The sequence below is a fragment of the Streptomyces sp. D2-8 genome (genome assembly GCF_023184515.1).
Lineage (GTDB): Bacteria > Actinomycetota > Actinomycetes > Streptomycetales > Streptomycetaceae > Streptomyces.
This window is the reverse complement of record NZ_JAAHBP010000023.1, coordinates 39,609-62,215: the sequence shown is the minus strand read 5'-3', so window position 1 is coordinate 62,215 and position 22,607 is coordinate 39,609. Positions and strand designations below refer to the sequence as shown.

General features: G+C 70.9%; 16 protein-coding genes. 6 read left to right on the top strand and 10 right to left on the bottom strand.

Annotated elements, in window-relative coordinates; all coding sequences use genetic code 11:
- Nucleotides 1-895: 895 nt before the first annotated feature.
- Nucleotides 896-2,038, top strand: coding sequence for a hypothetical protein (locus G3I77_RS32515; RefSeq protein WP_248509409.1), 1,143 nt, complete (start codon nt 896-898; stop codon nt 2,036-2,038).
- An 839-nt stretch (nt 2,039-2,877) separates the two neighbouring features.
- Nucleotides 2,878-3,546, top strand: a complete 669-nt coding sequence (locus G3I77_RS32505) for a hypothetical protein (RefSeq protein ID WP_248509407.1) — start codon at nt 2,878-2,880, stop codon at nt 3,544-3,546.
- A 31-nt stretch (nt 3,547-3,577) separates the two neighbouring features.
- Here G3I77_RS32505 and G3I77_RS32500 read toward each other — a convergent pair whose 3' ends face one another.
- From G3I77_RS32500 to G3I77_RS32460, 9 genes are all read right to left on the bottom strand, one after another.
- Entirely contained in the window at nt 3,578-5,098 is a 1,521-nt protein-coding gene (locus G3I77_RS32500) for an NCS1 family nucleobase:cation symporter-1 (protein ID WP_248509405.1), read from the bottom strand.
- 147 nt (nt 5,099-5,245) lie between these two features.
- Nucleotides 5,246-6,268, bottom strand: a complete 1,023-nt coding sequence (locus tag G3I77_RS32495; RefSeq protein WP_248509403.1) for a TIGR03842 family LLM class F420-dependent oxidoreductase — start codon at nt 6,266-6,268, stop codon at nt 5,246-5,248.
- A gap of 11 nt (nt 6,269-6,279) precedes the next feature.
- Complete coding sequence (gene hydA / locus G3I77_RS32490) at nt 6,280-7,683, bottom strand: dihydropyrimidinase (RefSeq protein WP_248509401.1); 1,404 nt, start codon at nt 7,681-7,683, stop codon at nt 6,280-6,282.
- Nucleotides 7,684-7,750: 67 nt separating this feature from the next.
- Complete coding sequence (locus G3I77_RS32485; RefSeq protein ID WP_248509399.1) at nt 7,751-8,593, bottom strand: nitrilase-related carbon-nitrogen hydrolase; 843 nt, start codon at nt 8,591-8,593, stop codon at nt 7,751-7,753.
- 155 nt (nt 8,594-8,748) lie between these two features.
- A complete protein-coding gene (locus G3I77_RS32480) occupies nt 8,749-10,347 on the bottom strand; it encodes a PucR family transcriptional regulator (RefSeq protein ID WP_248509397.1) in 1,599 nt (532 codons plus the stop codon).
- 28 nt (nt 10,348-10,375) lie between these two features.
- Nucleotides 10,376-11,662, bottom strand: coding sequence for an aspartate aminotransferase family protein (locus G3I77_RS32475; protein ID WP_248509396.1), 1,287 nt, complete (start codon nt 11,660-11,662; stop codon nt 10,376-10,378).
- On the bottom strand, nt 11,659-12,501 hold the full coding sequence (locus tag G3I77_RS32470) for a nitrilase-related carbon-nitrogen hydrolase (protein WP_248509395.1): 843 nt from the start codon (nt 12,499-12,501) through the stop codon (nt 11,659-11,661). The genes G3I77_RS32475 and G3I77_RS32470 overlap by 4 nt, the downstream gene beginning before the upstream one ends.
- 170 nt (nt 12,502-12,671) lie before the next feature.
- The gene (locus G3I77_RS32465; protein WP_248509393.1) at nt 12,672-14,177 is read right to left on the bottom strand and encodes a hypothetical protein; all 1,506 of its coding nucleotides are present in this window, start codon (nt 14,175-14,177) and stop codon (nt 12,672-12,674) included.
- Between the two features lie 97 nt (nt 14,178-14,274).
- Nucleotides 14,275-14,526, bottom strand: coding sequence for a helix-turn-helix domain-containing protein (locus G3I77_RS32460; RefSeq protein WP_248509391.1), 252 nt, complete (start codon nt 14,524-14,526; stop codon nt 14,275-14,277).
- 32 nt (nt 14,527-14,558) lie between these two features.
- Here G3I77_RS32460 and map point away from each other — a divergent pair, with 32 nt between their 5' ends.
- Both map and G3I77_RS32450 read left to right on the top strand, forming a co-directional pair.
- Entirely contained in the window at nt 14,559-15,326 is a 768-nt protein-coding gene (gene map, locus G3I77_RS32455; protein ID WP_248509389.1) for a type I methionyl aminopeptidase, read from the top strand.
- Between the two features lie 185 nt (nt 15,327-15,511).
- Entirely contained in the window at nt 15,512-18,046 is a 2,535-nt protein-coding gene (locus G3I77_RS32450; RefSeq protein ID WP_248509387.1) for an ATP-dependent Clp protease ATP-binding subunit, read from the top strand.
- A 49-nt stretch (nt 18,047-18,095) separates the two neighbouring features.
- On the opposite strand, the gene ggt is transcribed toward G3I77_RS32450, so the two are convergent.
- Entirely contained in the window at nt 18,096-19,901 is a 1,806-nt protein-coding gene (gene ggt, locus G3I77_RS32445) for a gamma-glutamyltransferase (RefSeq protein ID WP_248509385.1), read from the bottom strand.
- A 104-nt stretch (nt 19,902-20,005) separates the two neighbouring features.
- Here ggt and G3I77_RS32440 point away from each other — a divergent pair, with 104 nt between their 5' ends.
- Nucleotides 20,006-20,770, top strand: coding sequence for a hypothetical protein (locus tag G3I77_RS32440; protein WP_248509383.1), 765 nt, complete (start codon nt 20,006-20,008; stop codon nt 20,768-20,770).
- Nucleotides 20,771-20,886: 116 nt separating this feature from the next.
- On the top strand, nt 20,887-22,458 hold the full coding sequence (locus tag G3I77_RS32435) for a CocE/NonD family hydrolase (protein ID WP_248509381.1): 1,572 nt from the start codon (nt 20,887-20,889) through the stop codon (nt 22,456-22,458).
- The last annotated feature ends 149 nt before the right edge of the window (nt 22,459-22,607 follow it).

The following is a 22,607-nucleotide window of genomic DNA, read 5'->3' as shown; positions in this document are numbered from 1 at the left end:
TCCCGCAGAACAACAGGGAGCTCGTTCAGCGTTGCCTCTCCGCTGAGTAGGAGCGGCCGGCGCGCAGGAGGAGGGACTGCCATGCGTCCGACGCGGCCGACGGCCTGGCATCGCCTGCCGACTCCTCCCACGGACTCCTGCTCCGTCGTCGTCTCGCTCACGTGGCGTCTCTCCCTTGATCAGCAGATCCGCCGTTGATTATGGACAGCCCCCAGCAGACCACGCCGTTCCTAGTAGCGCAGAGTCAAGACGGGAGTTGCCCGTCCGTGAAGGCATCACCGTGACGGTAGTGGTCAGGGCCATCGCGACCGCGTCGGGCGCTATGTCGGGAAGGCCGATGAAACGAGCGGCCCCCAGGGCGACTTCTGTACCAGTACAGGGTCTGGAGCGCCGCCCCCTGTTCATAGCAGCAGGCCCTCTCCGTAGGGCCCATGGGTGATCAACCGGTTATTTCACCCACCCTGTCGTCGTTTTGCCTCCGTGGCCATCCTGGCCGCCATCGTCGCCTTCGGCTGGTACACCGCCCAGCCTGTCGAATCCAGCATGCCCAGTCTGCCCCGGGGCCTACGTGCCGGCCAGTGCGTCGGCTGCAGACAGGGACACCGCATCCCGACAAGCGTACGAGAAGGCTCTGGCCGACGGGGCTGTGCGGACCCTCGCACGTCCGGTTCCCAAACTGGGTTGACTGACCTGGGCACGCGGGCACCGGGGCGCCGTCGCTACTCGAACAGACTCTCCGCGAAGCCGAGGCGGGGCTCATGAGTATGCGTACTCAAATCCTGCGGACGAAGGTGACCGCGCCTTCAGTGTCTGATACATCTGTCGCCGTTGTCATGCGCCCGCCGACCGGCGGAAGCGAAACCCGCAGGAGCGGGCAATGGATGGGACTCAAACAATGGCGTATCGGCGTGTGCTCGGACCGGCGCTCTTCGGGGCGCTGTTGCTGGCTGGACTGCTCTGGTGGGCGGGCTCCAGTGCCCACGCACTCAGCTTGCCCGGCGCCACGCGATTCTTCGGCCCCGACCAAGCAAACCGCCTGTTGGCGTGGACGCTGCCGTGGTCGACCGACCTCCCGTCCTCAACCCAGTTCACCGATCCCGCCGGGGCGGTCGGTCACGGCGCGGACTACGCGGCTCTGAGAGAGACCGCCATGCGGGTGCGATACGCCGCGCTCGTCCTGCTCTTCCCATGCGGCGCGCTGCCGCTGTTGCGTCGGCTCTCGGGCCGCGGCGTCAGACGCGCTGTGGTCTCCGTGGCGGCCCTATGGGGCTGGGGCATCGCCGCGGCCATGCTTGCTGTAGTTGTCTCCGCGCCATGGATGGTTGCTTCCGGCGGCTCGGCGACATTCCGGCTGCTCCCCGGCCTCGCGAGCGCCATGTCTCAGGGCCGCGAACTCCCGGTGGGCGCCGCCTTGGTGGCCGCAGCAGCGGCCACCGGCCTCATGACCCTGCTGCGGCCCGAGGCGACACCGGAACCAGGCCCGGCCCTGCCGACCACGGCCACCGCACGGCTCGCCGCAACCCTGGGCACCGCCGTGGTCGCCTTCGCCCTCATCATGCTCTCCAACGACCGGGTCGCCGGGCGCATCCAGACCGGGTTCGGGGGCGGAGGACGGCTGTCCGAGCCCGGCGATCTACTGCGGCAGTGGGTCCAGCTCAGCGCCTGGACCATGCCCACCAGCTCCGCCGACGGGCGCTGGCTGCTGTATCGGCTCGGCGACGTGGCGCTGCTCGCCCTGGTCTGGTGGGGGCTGCGGCTGCTGGCCGTCCTGCTTGACCGCGTGACCTACCCCGCCTACGCGCTCGGCGCCGTCGCCGCCACCACCCTCGGCGTCGAGGTGAGTGGAATGTGGAACTCGCTACTCTCCTATCAGGGCAGCACAGGCGGGCCACTGCTGTACTACGTCTCCATGGGCTCAGGTGTGTCCGCGGCGCTCGTCTTCGGCATCCTCGCCGGCTGTGTAAGCGCGCTGACCGTGCGGCTGCGCGCCCGCCCACAGCCGTCTGCCCCAGCCGCGGCACAGGCCCAACCGGCCTGAGCGGACCCAGCGCGCCCCGGATGCCGGTCCCGGCGCTCTGCTTTCGGCAGCAGCGGCTCAGTCGCCGCCCCCAACTCAGCGTCTACTTCCCACGACTTCCACCGCGCCACCCCGCAAACCCCTGGTTCGAGGGCTGCTGAGTGCTTCGCCCTCGCGGGCCACGCACATCCATCGCGCCACCGTGCCGATCCTCCAACCGCACGAAGCCAAAGGCATCGAGTTGGAGCCCGCCGCCATCGCGGGTGAAACCCGCTCGGGGATGCGTGGTCTGTACGTCGCTCTGACGCGCTGCACACAGTCACTCAGCATCGTCCACCACGCCGCGCTGCCGGTGCCCATCGGCCCGGGCACGGCCCCAGATGACGGGCCGGTGCGCGGTTTGATACCGAGCGCTTCCAGATGGCCGTCTCTGTTGTGCAGGTCAGCGACAGGGATTGCCGCATCACGGCAGGTCAGCGCCACCCTGTGGACAACTTCATGCCGAAGGTGCCCTGGAGGGTGGGGCGGGTCGTGCACATACGGCCTTCTCACCTCTCGTCGTCGTACGCCACCCGTCCCCCTCCCCCTGTCCGGGTCCCGCCAAAACCTGGGGAAGATCGCAGGTGGGCGGACACGTCTCGGCAGGAACCACCCCAGCTCCCCGGCTACGCACGCACCTGCCGCAAACCACCCGGAAGCCGCTCAACCGGCCGATATCCGGGCGGTGGACCGCGGGCCCCCGTCACCGCGCAGCCACGGAGCGAGTTCGCACTTCCGCACCACGGACACTCGTGTGAAACTGTCGTCCCGTCCGCCGTGCGGACCCGTTCCGCACCGCCGTCCCCCACGAGAAGGGCGCCGTGCGTTCTCTACCTCTGCCCTTGGCCCTGACCGCTCGTCTGTCGCCGGTGGTTGTGCTCGCCGCGGCGGGCTGGGCGCTGTCGTCCGGTCCGCTCGCCGCGCCGCAGGCCGCCGAGCACAAGCAGGCCGAAGAGAAGACCGAGACCCAGTCCGCGTCCGCACCGTCGACGTCGACGGCGCCGAAGGCGTACTCGGCCGCGCCCGCCCCGTGCGAGAGCGTCGCCAAGAAGACGATCGAGTCGCTGGTGCCGGGCGCCAAGTCAGCCGGCAAGGAGATCCCGTCCACGGACACGAAGCTGCGCCGCACCTGCTCCTGGAACGCGCTCAAGGGGTACGACTACCGCTGGCTCGACGTGTCCTACGAGGTCCTGGAGTCGGACGAGGCGGCGCAGAAGTCGTACGAGGCGCACACCGAGAAGAAGAGCGGCGGCGGGGCCGTCCCCGGTCTGGGCGAGAGCGCGTACTCCGTCGTGAACCTCACCACCGAGGACAAGCAGGAGACCCGCGAGGGCGTCGTGATCGCCCGCGCCTCCAACGCGCTGGTGATGATCACCTACAACGGCAGCGACTTCGAGTCGAAGAAGGCGCCCAGCACGGACACGATCAACAAGGGCGCCATCAAGGCCGCGAAGGAAGCGGTCGCCGCGCTGGAGAGCGACAAGGACTGAGCGCCCTCCAGCGCGCCGGCCTTCCTCAGACTCAGACGGTGCTCCGGCCCCGCGTGGCCATCAGCACCAGGTACAGAACCATCGACGTGCCCAGACCCACCGCCCAGCCGTAGTCGGCCAGATCGGCCAGCGCCGGGATCGGGCGGCCGTCGATCAGCGGCTTGAAGCTCGCGCCGCCGACCGCGAGGACACCGCCGACGCCGAAGGCGACGACGGCCCGCCAGTTCCAGCCGCCCTCGTACCAGTAGCGGCCGCCCGTGCGGTACAGGTCGGCCAGGTCCAGCCGGGCGCGGCGCAGGATCCAGTAGTCGGCGATGAGGATGCCCGCGACGGTGCCGAGCAGGCCGCCGACCAGGCCCAGCCAGGTGAAGATGTAGCCCTGCGGGTCGGAGTACAGCTTCCACGGGAAGATCAGCACACCGAGGACGCAGGTGGCGAGGGCGCCGGCCCGGAAACTGATCCTGCGGGGCGCGATGTTGGAGAAGTCGAACGCCGGCGAGACCAGGTTGGCCGCCACGTTGACGGAGAGTGTCGCCACCAGGACGGTGACCAGCGCGAAGAGCAGGCCCACCGTGTTGTCGGTCTTGGCCGCGAGTTGCACCGGGTCCCAGATGGCCTCCCCGTAGACGGCCTGGGAGCCCGAGGTGACCATCACCGACAGGAACGCGAAGAGGGTCATGGTGGTCGGCAGGCCGAGGGCCTGGCCCCAGGTCTGCGCCTTCTGGCTCTTGCCGTAGCGGGTGAAGTCGGGGATGTTCAGCGACAGCGTGGACCAGAAGCCGATCATGCCCATGAGCGCGGGTGCGAAGAGCTTCCAGAAGTCCGCGCCCCAGCCGAGCTTCGACGGCTGGTCGAGCAACGGGCCGAAGCCGCCCGCCTTCTCGCTCATCCACCACAGCATCACGAACGCGCCGACGAGCACGAAGGGCGCCGCCCAGTTCTCGAAACGGCGGATCGTCTCCATGCCCCGGTAGATGATGACGACCTGCAGCGCCCAGAAGATCGCGAACGACAGCCACATCGTCCAGGCGTAGCCGCCGACCTTCGCCGCGTCCGTCCAGCCGGTGCCGATGAGCTTGCCGGCCAGGAAGTAGATGGCCTCGCCGCCGATCCAGGTCTGGATGCCGAACCAGCCGCACGCCACCAACGCCCGTACGACAGCGGGCAGGTTGGCCCCGCGGATACCGAAGGAGGCCCGGGCGAAGACCGGGAAGGGTATGCCGTACTTCGGCCCGGCATGCCCGGTGAGCAGCATCGGTATCAGCACGATCACGTTGGCCAGGGCGATGGTGAGCACCGCCTGCTTCCAGTCCATGCCGACGGCGATGAGCCCGGAGGCCAGGGTCCAGGAGGCCGTGTTGTGGGCCATGCCGACCCACAGCGCGGAGAAGTTGTACGTGGTCCAGGTGCGCTTCTCGACGGGGACCGGCAGCAGGTCCTCGTTGGCGTAGGGGCCGGTGGGCGCGGGGGCGCCCGGGGCGATCTCCACCCGGCCGTCGTCGCGGGTGACTTGGATGGTCGGCGGTGGGGCCGTGGGAGCGGTATCGGTCATGGGCCGGGCCAATCAGGGGAGGTGGGACGGGAAAGGCCGTGCGGGGACGCCGATGGGGGGGTGCGCTCCGGGTGCGGCGGGGAGCGTCCTGGGGCCCCCTTCCCGAGCCGCTGGGAAGGGGGAGTTCACAGGGTGCGGCGGAGGAGGTCAGCCGTTGACGGCCGGGATCACCCGCGATCCGTAGGCCTCGATCACGGCCTCCTGCGCGTCGTGCATGTCGTAGACGGCGAACTGGTCGACGCCGAGCGCGCGCAGCGCGTCCAGCTTCTCGATGTGCTTCTCGACCGGGCCGATCAGGCAGAACCGGTCGACGATCTCGTCGGGCACGAACTGGGCGTCGGGGTTCCCGCTGCGCCCGTGGTGGGAGTAGTCGTATCCCTCGCGGGCCTTGATGTACTCGGTGAGGTCGTCGGGCACCTGGGAGGAGTGCTCACCGTACTTGGAGACGAGGTCGGCGACGTGGTTGCCGACCATGCCGCCGAACCAGCGGCACTGCTCGCGGGCGTGGGCGAGCGCTTCGGGCGAGTCGTCCTCGGTGACGTACGCCGGGGCGGCCACGCAGACGGTCACCTCGGCGGGGTCCCGGCCGGCGGCGACGGCCGCGTCCTTCACGGCCTTGACCATGTACTCGGTGAGATAGAGGTCGGCCAGCTGGAGGATGAACCCGTCCGCCTCCTCACCGGCCATCTTCAGGGCCTTGGGGCCGTACGCGGCCATCCACACGGGCAGTTCGGCGCCCTGCTCGATCCACGGGAACCGGACGACGGTGCCGCCGCCGAGGTCGGCCTCCCGTCCGCTGCCGAGGTCCCGGATGACCTTCATGGCCTCGCTGATCCGGGCGAGGGTGTTGGGCTTGCGGCCGGCCACGCGCATCGCGGAGTCACCGCGGCCGATGCCGCAGACCGTGCGGTTGCCGAACATGTCGTTGAGGGTGGCGAAGGTGGAGGCGGTGACCTCCCAGGTACGGGTACCCGGGTTGGTCACCATCGGACCGACCTTCAGCGTCGTGGTGTTGGCCAGGATCTGGCTGTAGATCACGAACGGTTCCTGCCACAGCACGGCGGAGTCGAAGGTCCAGCCGTACGTGAAGCCGTTCCGTTCCGCCCGCTTCATCAGGCTGATCACCCGCGAGGCCGGCGGGTCGGCCTGCAGGACGAGTCCGAAGTCCATCTGCGCCACTCCTAGTTGAGGTACTGACAGGTGGATCGCGGGGTGAACACGCCGTGCCCGGCGTGCCCGGTGTACTCCCGCTCGGTGATGACGGGTTCGCCGCGCGAGAGGACCGTCTCGACCCGGCCGGTGGTGCGTTTGCCCTCGTACGCCGAGTAGTCGACGTTCATGTGGTGTGTCTCGGCGGACATGACCTGCTCGGCGTGCGGGTCGTAGATGACGACGTCGGCGTCGGCGCCCGGCGCGATGGTGCCCTTCTTCGGGTACAGGCCGAACATCCGGGCCGGGGTCGCGCAGGCGATCTCGATCCAGCGGCGGCGCGAGATGTGCCCGTCGAGGACCGCCTGGTGGAGCAGGTCCATACGGTTCTCCACGCCCGGCAGGCCGTTGGGGATCTTGGAGAAGTCGCCGCGGCCGAGTTCCTTCTGGCCCACGAAGCAGAAGGGGCAGTGGTCGGTGGAGACGACCTGGAGGTCGTTCGTGCGCAGGCCCCGCCACAGTGCGGCCTGGTGCTCCTTCGGCCTGAGCGGGGTGCTGCACACGTACTTCGCGCCCTCGAAGTCCGGCTCGGCGAGGTTGTCGGTGGACAGGAACAGGTACTGCGGGCAGGTCTCGCCGAAGACGTTCAGTCCCTCGTCGCGGGCCCGGGCCAGCTCGGCGACCGCCTCCGTCGCCGAGACGTGCACGATGTACAGGGGGGCGCCGGCCACCTGCGCGAGTTTGATGGCGCGATGGGTGGCCTCGGCCTCCAGCAGGGCCTTGCGGACCTCGCCGTGGTAGCGCGGGTCGGTCTCGCCCCGGGCCAGGGCCTGCTCGACGAGGACGTCGATGGCGATGCCGTTCTCGGCGTGCATCATGATCAGGCCGCCGTTCTCGGCGGAGCGCTGCATCGCGCGCAGGATCTGTCCGTCGTCGCTGTAGAAGACGCCCGGGTAGGCCATGAACTGCTTGAAGGAGGTGATGCCCTCCTCGACCAGGTGGTCCATCTCCTTGAGGGTGTGCTCGTTGACGTCGGAGACGATCATGTGGAAGCCGTAGTCGATGGCGCAGTTGCCGTCGGCCTTGGCGTGCCAGGCGTCGAGGCCCTCGCGCAGGCTGTGCCCGACGCTCTGCACGGCGAAGTCGATGATCGTCGTCGTACCGCCCCAGGCCGCGGCGCGGGTGCCGGTCTCGAAGGTGTCGGAGGCGAAGGTGCCGCCGAAGGGGAGCTCCATGTGGGTGTGGGCGTCTACGCCGCCGGGGATGACGTACTTTCCTGTCGCCTCGATGACCCGGTCGGCGGTGAAGGATTCGGCGGCAGGTGTGCCGGAGGCCGCGAGGGCGGCGATTCGGCCGTCCTCGATCAGGACGTCGGCGTGCAGTTCGTCGGAGGCGGTGATGACCAGGCCACCTCGGATGACGGTTCGGGTGCTCATGATCTGTCGCTCCTCGCCGTTTGAACGTGACGGTCGTGTGTGGCTGGTCGCGCAGTTCCCCGCGCCCCTAGAGGTCCGTCAGCGGACCGTACGTTCCAGGTGCCCGGTCCCGGTAGAACTGCCAGCGGTCGCGGACCTCGCGGAGTTTGGCCATGTCCAGGTCGCGGACGACCAGTTCGGGCTCCTTGTCGCTCGCCACCTCGCCGACGAACTGGGCCTCGGGGTCCACGAAGTACGACGTGCCGTAGAAGTCGTTGTCGCCGTAGTCCTCGACCCCGACCCGGTTGATCGCGCCGACGAAGTACTCGTTGGCGACGGCCGCCGCCGGCTGCTCCAGCTGCCAGAGGTAGGCGGACAGTCCCCGGGAGGTGGCCGACGGGTTGAAGACGATCTCGGCACCCGCGAGGCCGAGGGCGCGCCAGCCCTCCGGGAAGTGACGGTCGTAGCAGATGTACACGCCGACACGGCCGACCTTCGTGTCGAAGACGGGCCAGCCGCTGTTGCCCGGGCGGAAGTAGAACTTCTCCCAGAAGCCCCTGACCTGGGGGATGTGTGTCTTGCGGTACTTGCCGAGGTAGGAGCCGTCCGCGTCGATCACGGCGGCGGTGTTGTAGAGGACGCCGGGCTGCTCCTCCTCGTACATCGGCAGCACCAGGACGATGCCCAGTTCCTTCGCGAGTGCCTGGAAGCGCCGGACGATGGGGCCCTCGGGGATCTGCTCGGCGTACTCGTAGAAGGCCGGGTCCTGGACCTGGCAGAAGTACGGTCCGTAGAACAGCTCCTGGAAGCACAGGACTTGAGCACCCTGCGCGGCCGCGTCGCGAGCCGCCTGTTCGTGGACCTGGATCATCGATTCCTTGTCGCCCGTCCATGCGGTCTGGAAGACGGCGGCACGGATCACTTGGCTCATCGGGACCTCCGGTCGCTCGGTGTGCCGTGAGCCTAGGAAGTCGCGTGGTGGTCTTTGAGTTGCACCGTGTCACGTCTGAGGGCGTGCGGCGTGCCACCGTGTCACTCTGCCAAAGACCCATGTTTCACCGCCGTTTTCCCAGGTGGTCGCGTGTTTCACTGCTGTTGCGCGTCGTGCGCGAGGAGTGCGATGTGCACCGAGGCGGCCTGCTCGAAGTCGTCGAGGTCCACCCCGAGGCGCACCTGTATCGCCTCCAGGCGGCGGTAGAGGGCCGGCCGGGAGACGTGGTGGAGCTGTGCGGTGCGGGACTTGTTGCGGCCGGTGGCCAGGTAGGTGCGCAGCACCGACAGCAGGTCCTCCTCGGTCTCGCACAGCAGCCCGTCCAGCTCCCGCTCCGCGAAGGACTGCACATGCGGGTCGTCGCGCAGCAGGCGGATCAGGCCCCGCAGGTGGACGTCCTTGAGGCGCACCACCGACGGGAGGTCGAGGACGGCGGAGGAGTCGGCCACGGCGTCCGCGACGTGCTGGGCCTCGCGCAGTCCGGTGGGTACGTCGTCCCAGGCGGCACGGGGTTCGGCCGCGGCCACGACCGTGTGGTGCGCGCCGGACTCGGTGCGCAGCCGGGTCGCGAAGTGCACGGCGAGGGCGCCCGCGTCCTGGTCCCGGGGCAGGCTGAGCAGCACGGCGGTGGCCCCGTCGGCGAGTTCGGCGACCAGCCCGGGCAGGCCCAGCAGCCGCAGGAGCCGTTCGAGGCGGGCGGGGTCGCCGTCGCGGACCACCAGCGGCACGAAGGTGCGCCGGTTGACCGGCAGCCCGGCCGCGCGGGCCCGGGGCAGCAGTTGCCGTGCCGGTACGACGCCGCTGACCAGGTCGGTCAGCAGGCTCTGTGCGGACTGCTCCTCCCAGGAGCACGCGGCGCCGCCGCCGAGCATGCGGTGCAGGACGAGGGCCTCGGCGGCGCGGTCGGCCAGCAGCCGTCCGGTGGCGGTGTCGCCGCGGTATCCGCACAGCACGATCCGGCCCCACCGTTCGCCGCGCCCGCCCAGTTCGGCGCGGATCCAGCCGTCGCCCTCGGTGCCTCCCCCAGTGCCTGAACGGCCTGGGTGGTGCCCCCATGCCTGCCGGGCGATGCGCTCCCAGTCGCGCAGCACGTCGTCCACCGCGGGCCGCTCCCCGGCCGTGCCGAGGACGCGGTGGGCGAGGTTGGTGACGACGACCGGGCAGGCGCTGTGCCGGGCGACCTCGTCGAGCAGGCGTTGCAGCGGGGCGCCGGCGGTGATGAGGGCGGTGAGTTCGGTGCGGACGGCTTCGGAGAGGCTGACGACGGCGAACTTACGCCGCACCAGCCGCGACTGGACCTCCTCGGTCAGTTCGGCGAAGGGGAAGGGCCGGTGCAGGACGACCATCGGCAGTCCGCACCGCTCGGCCGCCCGGCGCATCACGTCCGGCGCCGCGGGGAAGGCGCGGCCGAGTCCGAGGACGACGGCTGCGGCCTCCGCGCGGTGCAGCGACCGGACGTACTCGGCCTGCTTGTCCTCGTCGCCGGCGAGCAGCACACCGGTGGTGAGGACCATCTCGCCACCGCTGAGCATCACACCGACGTCGGCGGCCTCGGCGACGTGCACCCAGCGCACCGGCCGGTCGAGATGGCTCGCGCCGGCCACCACCTCGGGCTCCCCGGCGAGCACCCGCTCCAGGGTGAGGACCTGCCGGACGGACAGGGCCGGTTCCAGGGAATCCGGGGTGATGGTCATGGTGGCGGGTCCCTTGCTCAGTGCACTGCTACCGGATGCTCCTCAGAGCGTTCTCGAGGATCGCGGCGCCCTCCTCGGCCTCCGCGACGTTGAGGGACAGCGGCGGGGCGACGCGCAGTGAACTGGTGTTGTGGCCACCGCCCTTGCCGATCAGCAGGCCGCCCTCGCGCGCCGCCTCCAGGACGGCCGCGGCGGCCTGCGGATCGGCCGTGTCGGTCCCCGGTTCGGTGATCTCGATGCCGATCATCAGCCCCCGGCCGCGTACCTCCCGTACCGCCGGAACGTGCGCGGCGACGGCCCGCAGCCGCTCGATGAGCAGGCCGCCGACGCGCCGGGCGTTGCCCTGGAGGTCGTGTTCCAGCAGGTAGTTGAGGTTGGCGAGGCCCGCCGCCATGGTGATCTGGGTGCCGCCGAACGTGGAGATGCTGTTGGAGTCCAGGCAGTTCATGATCTCGGAGCGGGCGACGACGCCGCCGATGGACATGCCGTTGCCGATGCCCTTGGCGAAGGTCACGATGTCCGGCGGGCCGTTGCGCCCGTGGGCCTGCCAGCCCCAGAAGTGCTCGCCGGTGCGGCCCCAGCCGGTCTGCACCTCGTCGGCGATCCACAGGATGCCGCGTTCGTGCAGCACCTCGCGGAAGGCCGCGTACAGCCCGTCCGGCGGCGCCGTGAAGCCGCCGACGCCCTGGACGGGTTCGGCGATCAGCGCGGCCGGGGCGCGGGTGTGGCCGAGCAGGTCCAACAGGTCGTCGACGCAGGCCGCGATGTAGTCGTCGTCGCTGAGGGAGGCGAACGGGCCGCGGGTGCGCACGCCGCCGTGGACGTACAGCGTCTGGAGCGGGGAGAGCGAGGTCGGGGACCAGCCGCTGTTGCCGGTGATGCCGACGGCGCTGAAGGAACGGCCGTGGTAGCTGTTGCGCATCGCCAGGATCGTGTTGCTGCGCCGGTACGCCGTGGCCAGCAGCAGGGCGGTGTCGTTGGCCTCGGTGCCGGACGTGGTGAAGAAGACACGGGCGTCCGGGATGCCACTCAACTGGGCAATGCGCTCGGCGAGTTCGACCATCGGGCGGTTGAGGTAGAGGGTCGAGGAGTGGATGATCCGGCCGGCCTGCTCGCTCACCGCCTTCGTCACCTCGGGCAGCGCGTGCGCCGTCATGGTGGTGAGGATGCCGCCGAAGAAGTCGAGGTACCGGTTGCCCTGGGCGTCCCAGACGTGGCGGCCCTCGCCGTGGGTGATCTCGAGGGGCTCCTCGTAGTAGAGGGCGAGCCAGTCCGGGAGCACGGCCCGGTGGCGGCCCAGGAGGTCGTGGGTCACGGCTGCACCAGCCCTTCGTAGGCGTCGGGGCGGCGATCGCGGTAGAAGGCCCACTGCTGCCGCACTTCTTCGATGAGGTCGAGGTCGAGGTCCCGGATGACCAGTTCCTCCGTGCTGTCGCTGGCGACGTCGCCGACGAACTGCCCGCGCGGGTCGACGAAGTACGACGTCCCGTAGAAGTCGTTGTCGCCGTACTCCTCCTGGCCGACACGGTTGATCGCGGCGACGAAGTACTCGTTGGCGACGGCCGCGGCGGGCTGCTCCAGCCGCCACAGGTGGGAGGACAGGCCGCGGTGGGTGGCGGAGGGGTTGTAGACCAGCTGGGCACCGGCCAGGCCGAGCTGCCGCCAGCCCTCCGGGAAGTGGCGGTCGTAGCAGATGTAGACCCCGACGCGGCCGACGGACGTGTCGAAGACGGGCCAGCCGAGGTTGCCCGGCTTGAAGTAGTACTTCTCCCAGAAGCCCTTGACCTGAGGGATGTGGTGCTTGCGGTACTTGCCGAGGTAGCTGCCGTCGGAGTCGATCACGGCCGCGGTGTTGTAGTAGAAGCCCGACTGCTCGACCTCGAACACCGGCACGACGATCACCATGCCGGTCTCGCGGGCGAGGTCCTGCATCCGGCGCACGGTCGGGCCGTCGGGGACGGCCTCGGCCCAGCGGTAGTGCTCGGGCTCCTGGACCTGACAGAAGTAGGGGCTGTTGAAGACTTCCTGGAACCCGATGATCTTCGCGCCCCGGCGGGCCGCCTCGCGGGCGTGCTCCTCGTGTTTCGCCACCATGGACTCGGTGTCGCCGGTCCAGGTGGCCTGGACCAGGGCGGCACGTACGACGTTGGCCATGAGCTGCTCCTTCGACGCGACGTCTGCGCCTCTACGCCCGTAGAAGCGGGCCGTAGAGCCACGAACGTAAGCCTCTGGCACGGGGTTGCCAAGACCATCGTCGCCAACCCGCGGGGCATTGCGCGATTCGCACTCCTGTGGGTGAGTCGCCCGGGGCGCGGCATCGCCGTTCAGGCGGGGAATCCGGCGACCCGCAGGGCGTACACGACATCCCAGCGGCGCTCCTCCGACACGTCCCGGGCGGCCTCCAGCAGAAGCGGTACGAGGCGCCCCGGATCGGGTTCGGCGCTGCGGGCGGCCTCTTCGGGGGTACGGGCCCGGACATACGCGTCGAGCAGCACGCGCACCTCGCGGTCGTGCCCCGCGGCGGCCAGGCCGAGGACGGCCTCCCCGATCTCTCCCGGCGGCCGTGCGAGGCCCTGCCGGAGCATCTGCCGCCCGTCCCCCGCCCGTCCGGCCGCGACCAGCGCGTCGGCGGCGGCGACCAGCCGCCCGGCGGGCAGCGAGGCGGCCTCCCACAGCAGGGTCTGCCAGTCGGCGTCCAGCCCGGCGAGGTGCAGCCGCTCCGCGAGCAGCGGAAACCGGCCGGGCTCCCACGAGACGACCTCGGCCAGCAGCGCGTGGGCCTCCCCGCTGCGCCCCTCGCTCCGCAACCGGGCCAGCACCTCCACGGTCCGTCCGACCTCGGCCCGGTCCGCGGCCCCGGCCGCGTGGGCCTCCGGCGCCCGGCGCTCCGCCACCGCCTCCTCGGCGGCCCCGGCGAAGCGCGCGCCGCGCGGGGTACGGCCTGTGGTCGTGGGGGCGGGTGCGGGCAGGGTCGGCACGACAGCGGGCGGCACGGCGGCGGCTGCGACCTCCTCGTCCGCCATCCCGGCGAAGCGAGCACTCCCGCGACGGCGCTTGCGCTGCTTGGGGGTGGGGGGTTCGGGGGCGGGCGATGGGGCCGGGGCTGGAACGGTGAACGCGTCGGAAACGCCTGCGGCGGCTTCCCCGGCGGCGGTCCGGCTCGCCGGATGCCGCTGGGCGGGACGCCCGGTGTCCGGGTCGACGGCGCCCCTCGCAGCCGAGGGTGGCCCGGGATCGTACGGGTCCCCGGCCGCTGACGAACCTGCCCCGGCGCCGCGCAGCCCCTCGCCCTCACTCCACGCTCTCGGGGACACCCCCTGGTCACGCCGGTTCACGTACGCCAGCCGGGCCCGGAGTTCCGCGCATCGCGCGCCGGCCCGTTCGTGGTCGTCGCGTGCCCAGGCCAGGTCCAGGCGCAGGGCGTCCGCCTGTTCGCGGGTCGTGGCCGAGGTCAGGTGGCGGGCCAGGGCGGCCTGGCGCTCGGCGGCGTACTTCTGTTCGCGGAGCATGACGTCGAGGCGGTCGCCGAGGGCGTCACGGCCCCCGGGCCGGGTGTCGTACGCGGCGAGCGCGGCGGCGTGCAGGGCGCGGGCGCGGTCCGTCTCCGGGCCGGCTCCCGCCGGGCCGTACTGCCCGGCGAGGTCCTGGAGCAGCGCCTCGACCACGTCCCAGGGCGGCATCTCGCGTCCGTCGAGGCAGGCCCGCATGCCCTCCGGGTCGCGCTGCCAGAACACCGCGAACCAGCCGCCGGACGGGTCGAGGCGTGCCAGCAGACCGTCCAGGTAGGTCGCGAACTCCCCGACTTCAGCCGGGAGTTGATCCGCCGCCATCGCTCAACTCCCTGAGACCGGAGCACTCCGCCCCGTAGGCAACACCAGTCGTGTTACGGACGTGCTACGGGGAGTTTTCACGCGCGGCGCAGGAGCCTCAGACGGGCACCAGCACGCACTGCCCGGCCAGTTCGTCCATGGACAGTCCGAGGACTCCGGCCAGCGCGGCCACCGTGAAGAAGGCCGGGGTCGGGGCCCGCCCGGTCTCGATCTTCCGGAGGGTCTCCGCGGAGATGCCCGCGTTCGCCGCGATCTCCGCCATGCTCCGGCCACCACGTGCCTCACGCAGCAACCGGCCGAGCCGCTCGCCGCGTTCGCGTTCTTCGGGAGTGAGAGGGGTGCGCACCATGCCCCCATTCTAATACCGGTATAGTAATTGGCATGGTGGAGCTGAAGACAGACACTTCTATCGACGCGATGCACGAGGCGGGCCAGGTCGTCGCCCGAGCCCTGACGGCCGTACAGGAGGCCGCCGACGTGGGCGTTCCCCTGCTGGAACTGGACGAGGTGGCGCACGGCGTGCTGCGCGGGGCGGGCGCGACCTCACCCTTCCTCGGCTACCGCCCCTCCTTCGCGCCGACCCCGTTCCCCGCCGTCCTCTGCGTCTCGGTCAACGACGCGATCGTGCACGGCATCCCGGGCCGCTACCGCCTGCGCGACGGCGACCTCGTCTCCATCGACTTCGGCGCGGAACTGGGCGGCTGGGTCGGCGACTCGGCGCTCAGCTTCGTCGTGGGCACCCCGCGGGAGGCGGACCTCCGCCTGATCGAGACCGCCGAGCGGGCCCTGGCGGCCGGCATCGAGGCCGCCGTCGTGGGCAATCGCATCGGCGACATCGCCCACGCGATCGGCACGGTGTGCCGGGGCGCCGGTTACGGCATCCCGGACGGCTTCGGCGGCCACGGCATCGGCCGCCGTATGCACGAGGACCCCGGGGTGCCGAACGAGGGCCGCCCGGGGCGCGGCATGCGGCTCCGGCACGGCATGGTGCTGGCGATCGAGCCCATGGTCATCAAGGGCGGCACGGACGCGTTCCACGCGGCCGCCGACGGCTGGACCCTGCGGACGAACGACGGCTCCCGCGCGGCCCACGCGGAGCACACGGTGGCGATCACGGAGTCCGGGCCGAGGATCCTGACGGCCCGCTGAACCCCGCCGACCGCCCCTTCCCCCCGGTATGCCCCAAAGGTGCCCCTAGCCGACGATCGTGCGAAGGTGTTGTACGAGCGCGCCCCAGGTGTAACCGGCTGCCACCCGGGTTACCCGACCCCGGCACGTCGACCAGCGAGGGCGTCCCCCGCCCGCGCGCCGGGGACGCCGGGAACGGAAGGCCCATGAGCAGCGGCTTCACCAGCCCGGAGGGCTACGGCTCGGATCCCTTCGGAGAATTCCTCGCACGCTTCTTCGGCGGACCGCGTCCCGGTCCCCGGCAGATCGATCTCGGGCGGCTGCTCAGCCAGCCGGCCCGGGAGCTCGTCCGCGGCGCCGCACAGTACGCCGCCGAGCACGGCAGCCGGGACCTCGACACGGAGCATCTGCTGCGGGCGGCGCTCGCCACCGAGCCCACCCGCACCCTGCTCAGCAAGGCGGGCGCGAACCCCGACTCCCTGGCGTCGCAGATCGACGACCGGTCAGGCCCGGCCCAGCACACGCCGGACGACGCTCCGCCGCCGACCGCGCTCTCCCTCACCCCGGCCGCCAAGCGGGCCCTGCTGGACGCGCACGACATGGCCCGGGCCCGCGGTTACGGCTACATCGGCCCGGAGCACGTGCTGAGCGCCCTGGCGTCGAACCCCGACTCGGCCGCCGGGCACATCCTGAACGCGGCCCGCTTCGCCCCCTCCGAACCGCCCGAGGCGCCGGAGGTCCCCCAGTCCGAGCGCCCGCGCCCGACGAACACGCCGACCCTCGACAAGTACGGCCGCGACCTCACCGAGCTGGCCCGGCAGGGCCGGATCGACCCGGTGATCGGCCGGGACCAGGAGATCGAGCAGACCGTCGAGGTCCTCTCGCGGCGCGGCAAGAACAACCCGGTGCTGATCGGTGACGCGGGAGTCGGCAAGACGGCCATCGTGGAGGGGCTGGCGCAGCGCATCTCCGAGGCGGACGTGCCCGACGTGCTGGTCGGGCGCCGCGTGGTGGCCCTGGACCTCACGGGGGTGGTCGCGGGCACCCGCTACCGGGGTGACTTCGAGGAGCGGATGAACAACATCGTGGGCGAGATCCGTGCCCACTCCGACCAGCTGATCATCTTCATCGACGAGCTGCACACGGTCGTGGGCGCCGGTTCCGGCGGCGGCGACGGCAGTTCGATGGACGCGGGCAACATCCTCAAGCCGGCCCTCGCCCGGGGCGAGCTGCACATCGTGGGCGCCACCACGCTGGAGGAGTACCGCCGGATCGAGAAGGACGCGGCACTGGCCCGCCGCTTCCAGCCGATTATGGTGCCGGAGCCGACGCCCGCGGACGCGATCGAGATCCTGCGCGGCCTCCAGGACCGCTACGAGGCCCACCACCAGGTCCGCTACACCGACGAGGCGCTGGTGAGCGCCGTGGAGCTGTCGGACCGCTATCTCTCCGACCGCCGCCTGCCGGACAAGGCGATCGACCTGATCGACCAGGCCGGTGCCCGGGTGCGACTGCGGGCGCGGACCAAGGGCACGGACGTACGGGCCCTGGAGCGGGAGCTGGAGCAGCTGACCCGGGACAAGGACCAGGCCGTCGCGGACGAGCAGTACGAGCAGGCCTCCCAGTTGCGCGACCGCATCGTGGACGTGAAGCAGCGGATCTCCCAGGCCGGCGGCGACAGCGAGATCGACGAGGGCCAGGACCTCGTCGTCGGGGCCGAGTCGATCGCCGAGGTGGTGTCCCGGCAGACCGGCATCCCGGTCAGCAGCCTCACCCAGGAGGAGAAGGACCGGCTGCTGGGCCTGGAGGAGCATCTGCACCAGCGGGTGGTCGGCCAGGACGAGGCCGTGCGGGTCGTCTCGGACGCGGTGCTGCGCTCGCGCGCCGGCCTTGCCGCCCCCGACCGCCCGATCGGCAGCTTCCTGTTCCTCGGCCCGACGGGTGTCGGCAAGACCGAACTGGCCCGGGCGCTCGCCGAGGCCCTGTTCGGCAGCGAGGACCGCATGGTCCGGCTCGACATGAGCGAGTACCAGGAGCGCCACACCGTCAGCCGCCTGGTCGGCGCCCCGCCCGGCTACGTCGGCCACGAGGAGGCGGGCCAGCTCACCGAGGTCGTGCGACGGCACCCGTACTCGCTGCTCCTGCTGGACGAGGTGGAGAAGGCCCACCCGGACGTCTTCAACATCCTGCTCCAGGTCCTCGACGACGGCCGGCTGACCGACTCCCAGGGCCGCACGGTGGACTTCAGCAACACGGTGATCGTGATGACGAGCAACCTGGGCTCCGAGGCGATCACCCGCCGGGGCGCCACGACGGGCTTCGCCGCGGGCGGCGCCGACGCGGACGAGGAGGCCCGCCGCGAGCAGATCCTGCGCCCGCTGCGTGAGCACTTCCGCCCGGAGTTCCTCAACCGCATCGACGAGATCGTCGTCTTCCGCCAGCTCACCACGGAGCAACTGCGCCGGATCACCAACCTCCTGCTGGACCGCACCCGGGCCCTGGTGCGGGGCAAGGGCATCACGGTGACCTTCACCGACCGGGCGGTCGAATGGCTGGCCGACCGCGGCTACCAGCCGGAGTACGGCGCCCGCCCGCTGCGCCGCACGATCCAGCGCGAGGTGGACAACGAGCTGTCACGCCTGTTGCTGGACGGCAGGGTCGACAAGGGTGGCGGGGTGACGGTGGACGTGGAGGACGGTCAACTCATGTTCCAGACGCAGAGTCCGGCAGCGCCCCGTTAGGGGCGCGGGGAACTGCGCGACCAGCCCCCCACGCACCCGCACACGGCCGTCAACGCGAGGGCCGCACCACCATCGCCGACCCCCCACCCCGCCGCACGGTCTCAGCGGCTGCCAGCCACTTACCGCCCGGCAGCCGCTGAACACCCGTGGCGGCACCGATCTCCGGGTTGACCTTGAAGGAGTGTCCGATCGCTTCGAGCTGCTTCCTCAGGTCACTGTCGTACAGGCCGGGTTCGAGCTCGGTCTGTGCGGCGTTGCGCTGACTGGCCCGGGGCGCGGCGATCGCGTCGACCAGCGGCAACCCCCGGTCGACGAAGCCGGTGAGCGTCTGCAGAACGGTCGTGATGATCGTCGCGCCGCCCGGCGACCCCAGCGCCACCACGGGCTTGTGGTGCCGGTCCAGCACGATCGTCGGCGAGATCGACGACCGCGGGCGCTTGCCCGGACCAGGGAGGTTCGGGTCGTGCACGGCCGGGTTCGCCGGGGTGAAGGAGAAGTCGGTCAGTTCGTTGTTGAGGATGAATCCCCGCCCGGGGACGGTGATCCCGCTGCCACCGGTCTGCTCGATGGTGAGGGTGTAGGCGACGACGTTCCCCCACTTGTCGGCCGCCGTCAGATGCGTGGTGCTGTCGCCCTCGTACGTCGTGGGAGCCGCCGTGCCGCCCGTGCCGCACCGCTGCGGATGACGCGGGTCGCCGGGCGCGACCGGGCTGGAGAGCACCGCGTCGTCCTTGATGAGGCACTCGCGCGAGTCGGCGAACCTCTGCGACAGCAGTTCCTTCGTCGGCACGTCCTCGAAGGCGGGGTCGCCCACCCACCGCCCGCGGTCGGCGAACGCGATCCTGCTGGCCTCGATGAAGCGGTGCAGATAGCGCGCCTTGCTCGCCTTGGACAGGTCGGTCCGCTCGAGGATGTTGAGCGCCTCACCGACCGTCGTGCCTCCGGAGGAGGACGGCGCCATGGAGTAGACACCGAGGCCGCGGTACGAGGTTCTGGTGGGCGCCTGGAGCTTGGTGCGGTAGGCGGCCAGATCCCTTGCGGTCAGGTCGCCGGGCCGGGCGTTCCAGCCGGAGCCGGGATCCACCGGTGGCTTGTTGACCGTGTCGACGATGTCCCGGCCGAGCCGGCCGTGGTAGATCGCGTCGACGCCCTTGCGTCCCAGCTCCGCGTACGTGCGGGCGAGATCGGGGTTCTTGAAGGTGGAGCCGACGACGGGGAGCCGTCCGCCCGGCAGGAACAGCTCGGCGGTGTCCGGGAAGTAGCGGAAGCGGGCCTCGTTGGACGCCGTCTGCGAGCGGAAGGTCTCGTCGACCGTGAAGCCCTCGCGGGCGATCCGCTCGGCCGGCTTCAGCACGCTGGAGAGCCGCTTGCTGCCCCACTGGTCCAGCGCCGTCTGCCAGGTGGCGGGCGTCCCCGGGGTGCCGACGCTCAGGCCGCTGCTGACGGCGTCGGCGAAGGCGAGGGGCTTGCCGTTCTCGAGGAACAGGTTCTTGTCGGCGCTCAGGGGGGCGGTCTCGCGGCCGTCGATGGTACGCACCGTGCGGGACTTGGCGTCGTAGTAGACGAAGTAGCCGCCTCCGCCGATGCCGGCGGAGTAGGGCTCGGTGACGCCGAGTGCGGCGGCCGTGGCGACGGCCGCGTCGACGGCGTTGCCGCCCTTCCTCAGGACCTCGATCCCGGCGGCTGAGGCGTCGGGGTCGACGCTCGAGACGGCGCCGCCGTAGCCGACGGCCAGCGGGGTTTTCTCACCGCCGGGGCTCTGCGCGGCCGGTGGCGGCGCCGCCGCCCCCACCGACACCACCACAGCGGCCGAAACCGCCAGGACCGTCAGATTCCGTGCGACAGGGCGACGCATCCGCACCTCCAGTCAAAGGCCGTCCGCGCAGCTTAATTCATGGCCATGCCCGCGTCAGGCAAGCGTCGAACACCGGTGCGTCGGGCCCGCTACCATGCGCGCCCATGAACGACGACGTGCGCAACATCGTGCTGGGCGTGATAGCGGCGGGCATCAGTGCCGCGCTGGGCTGGGTGGCCCGCACCTATCTGTACCGGCGCAAGCTCCGCCGCAAGCAGGCCTTCTTCGGGCTGCCCGACAACTCCGAGTCCCTGCTGGTGGTGAACCGGGGTGCGGCGGGGCCCGAGTTCTCGGTGATGCGCTACGACGTGTTCGCACTCCTCGAACTCGCCGCGCTGATCAAGGACTGCACCGCCCACGCCCAGATCCTCCCGCACGACACCGCGCGTCAGGGCTTCGGCGAGCGCACCGAGTTCTGCGTGGGCGGCCCGGCGTCGAACCGCCGTATGGCGGCCCATCTGTCTTCCCTGCTCCCCGGTGTGCGGGTGAACGTGGATGCCGAACCCGGCCCGGACCGCGGCTCGTTCCTGGTGGGCCCGGAGCGCTACCGCGTGGATCACGGCAAGGAGGAGTACGCCCTGCTCGCCCGGCTCACCGCCGAGCGCAGCCAGAACACCCGTCCGGTCTTCGTGTTCTGCGGCCAGACGTCGATCACCAACCAGGCGGCCACCCGCTATCTCGCCCGCAACCAGGAGCGGCTGGCCCGCAAGTACGGCAGCGGTTCCTTCGTGCTGCTGCTCAAGGTGATCAACTCCCAGGCGTACGGCCCGGACGTCGTCGAGCTGGTGGAGGACGTGACGCGGGCGGCACAGACCCCATTGCCCGCCGCGACGCCCGCCGCTCCACGCAATTCCCACCGGGCCTCCTGAGCTCCTCCACTGCTCAACAATCGTTACTGGCACGTAACTTACCGACGGGTTACCTCTGGTAAGGGGGCGAGGTTACCGTTCGGTCACTTTGCACTGACACGAGTGAGGAGTGACCCGTGGGACCCCACCGCAAGGCCGCCCTGCGCACCACCGCCGTAGGCGCCGTCTCGGCGACCCTGGTCGCCGGCACCGCCCTCGGATTCGCCCCCACCGCCCAGGCGGCGCCGAACCCCGTCCGTTTCGTCGACATCGCCGGCGACGGCGGCACCGTCCTCAAGGCCAACGTCGTCACCCCGGCCGGTGCACGCGGCACCGACCGCTACCCGCTGCTCGTCATGCCCACGAGCTGGGGCCTGCCCCAGGTCGAGTACCTGGCCCAGGCACAGAAGCTCGCCGACTCCGGGTACGTCGTGGTCACCTACAACGTGCGCGGCTTCTGGCAGTCGGGCGGCGAGATAGAAGTGGCGGGGCCACCCGACGTCGCCGACGCGTCGAAGGTCATCGACTGGGCGCTCGCCCACACCCCCGCGGAGGCCGGGCACATCGGCATGGCGGGTGTCTCCTACGGGGCGGGCATCAGCCTGCTCACGGCCGCGCACGACAAGCGGGTCAAGGCGGTCGCCTCACTCAGCGGCTGGGCCGACCTGATCGGCTCGATCTACGGCGGGCGCACCCAGCACGTCCAGGCCGCCGCGCTGCTGGACGGCGCGAGTGTGGTGACGGGCCGCCAGAGCGCGGAAGTCCGGCAGACCTTCGACGACTTCTACGGATCCAACCTGGCGAAGGAAGCGGAGCTCGTCGCCTGGGGGAAGAAACGTTCCGCTGCGACCTACGTCGACCAGATCAACGAGAACGGCGCGGCGATCATGCTGGCCAACGCCTGGGGGGACAGCGTCTTCACGCCCAACCAGTACGCCGACTTCTACGAGAAGCTGACCGGCCCGAAGCGGCTGGAGATGCGGCCCGGAGACCACGCCACCGCGGAGCTGACCGGCCTGTTCGGGCTGCCCAACGACGTGTGGAAGGACACCGCGCGCTGGTTCGACCACTACCTCAGGGGCGTGGACAACGGCATCGACCGCGAGCAGCCCGTCCAGCTCAAGTCCCGTACCTCCGGCGGCTACGAGGGGTACCCGGACTGGAAGTCGGCCGGCGCGACCAGCCGGAAGATCGCCCTCGCGGGCTCGAAGACGATCCGCGCGAACGTGAACTCGGGGGCGGACGGCGGCGTCGTCTTCCTGTCCAGCATCCTCGACCAGGTGGCCCAGCTGCCGCCGATGGCCTCGATCCCGCTGCTCCCCCGCCGCTGGGCCGCCGTCTGGCAGTCGGAGAAGTACGCCGCGGCCCAAAGGGTGCGCGGGACGACGGCGTTGCACACGACCCTCACCCCGACCAAGGAGAGCGGCACCCTCGTCGCCTACCTGTACGACGTGGGGCCGCTCGGCCTCGGCAAGCTGGTCACCCACGCGCCGTACACCTTCCACGGGCGCACCCCCGGAAAGCCGTTCGGCGTCGACCTGGAGCTGTACTCCACGGCCTACGACGTCCCGGCCGGGCATCGCCTCGCCCTGGTCGTCGACACGGTCGACCCGCTCTACATCGAGCACAACCCGCCCGGCGCGCAGCTGACCTTCTCCTCGCCGGTGAACGACCCGTCGTACGTGTCGGTTCCGCTGCGCGAGCAGTGATCTCCGGCTGCTGCCGGACGGGCCTGGCCGATGTGATCCGCCGCCCCCGTGGCCTTCGGGCCATGGGGGCCGCACCCGGTGGGAATGGCCCCGCGGACCGGGCGGGCGGTCAGCTCACCCCTGGCGGGATCGGCGGCCTTCGGCGAAGT

What these genes read in the sequence shown, in the direction of transcription:
- G3I77_RS32450 (WP_248509387.1), top strand. Translation starts at nt 15,512, where the DNA reads ATGAGCAGCGGCTTCACCAGCCCGGAGGGCTACGGCTCGGATCCCTTC.
- G3I77_RS32495 (WP_248509403.1), bottom strand. Translation starts at nt 6,268, where the DNA reads ATGGACTTCGGACTCGTCCTGCAGGCCGACCCGCCGGCCTCGCGGGTG.
- G3I77_RS32465 (WP_248509393.1), bottom strand. Translation starts at nt 14,177, where the DNA reads ATGGCGGCGGATCAACTCCCGGCTGAAGTCGGGGAGTTCGCGACCTAC.
- G3I77_RS32470 (WP_248509395.1), bottom strand. Translation starts at nt 12,501, where the DNA reads ATGGCCAACGTCGTACGTGCCGCCCTGGTCCAGGCCACCTGGACCGGC.
- G3I77_RS32480 (WP_248509397.1), bottom strand. Translation starts at nt 10,347, where the DNA reads ATGACCATCACCCCGGATTCCCTGGAACCGGCCCTGTCCGTCCGGCAG.
- G3I77_RS32460 (WP_248509391.1), bottom strand. Translation starts at nt 14,526, where the DNA reads ATGGTGCGCACCCCTCTCACTCCCGAAGAACGCGAACGCGGCGAGCGG.
- ggt (WP_248509385.1), bottom strand. Translation starts at nt 19,901, where the DNA reads ATGCGTCGCCCTGTCGCACGGAATCTGACGGTCCTGGCGGTTTCGGCC.
- G3I77_RS32500 (WP_248509405.1), bottom strand. Translation starts at nt 5,098, where the DNA reads ATGACCGATACCGCTCCCACGGCCCCACCGCCGACCATCCAAGTCACC.
- hydA (WP_248509401.1), bottom strand. Translation starts at nt 7,683, where the DNA reads ATGAGCACCCGAACCGTCATCCGAGGTGGCCTGGTCATCACCGCCTCC.
- G3I77_RS32440 (WP_248509383.1), top strand. Translation starts at nt 20,006, where the DNA reads ATGAACGACGACGTGCGCAACATCGTGCTGGGCGTGATAGCGGCGGGC.
- G3I77_RS32515 (WP_248509409.1), top strand. Translation starts at nt 896, where the DNA reads ATGGCGTATCGGCGTGTGCTCGGACCGGCGCTCTTCGGGGCGCTGTTG.
- G3I77_RS32485 (WP_248509399.1), bottom strand. Translation starts at nt 8,593, where the DNA reads ATGAGCCAAGTGATCCGTGCCGCCGTCTTCCAGACCGCATGGACGGGC.
- map (WP_248509389.1), top strand. Translation starts at nt 14,559, where the DNA reads ATGGTGGAGCTGAAGACAGACACTTCTATCGACGCGATGCACGAGGCG.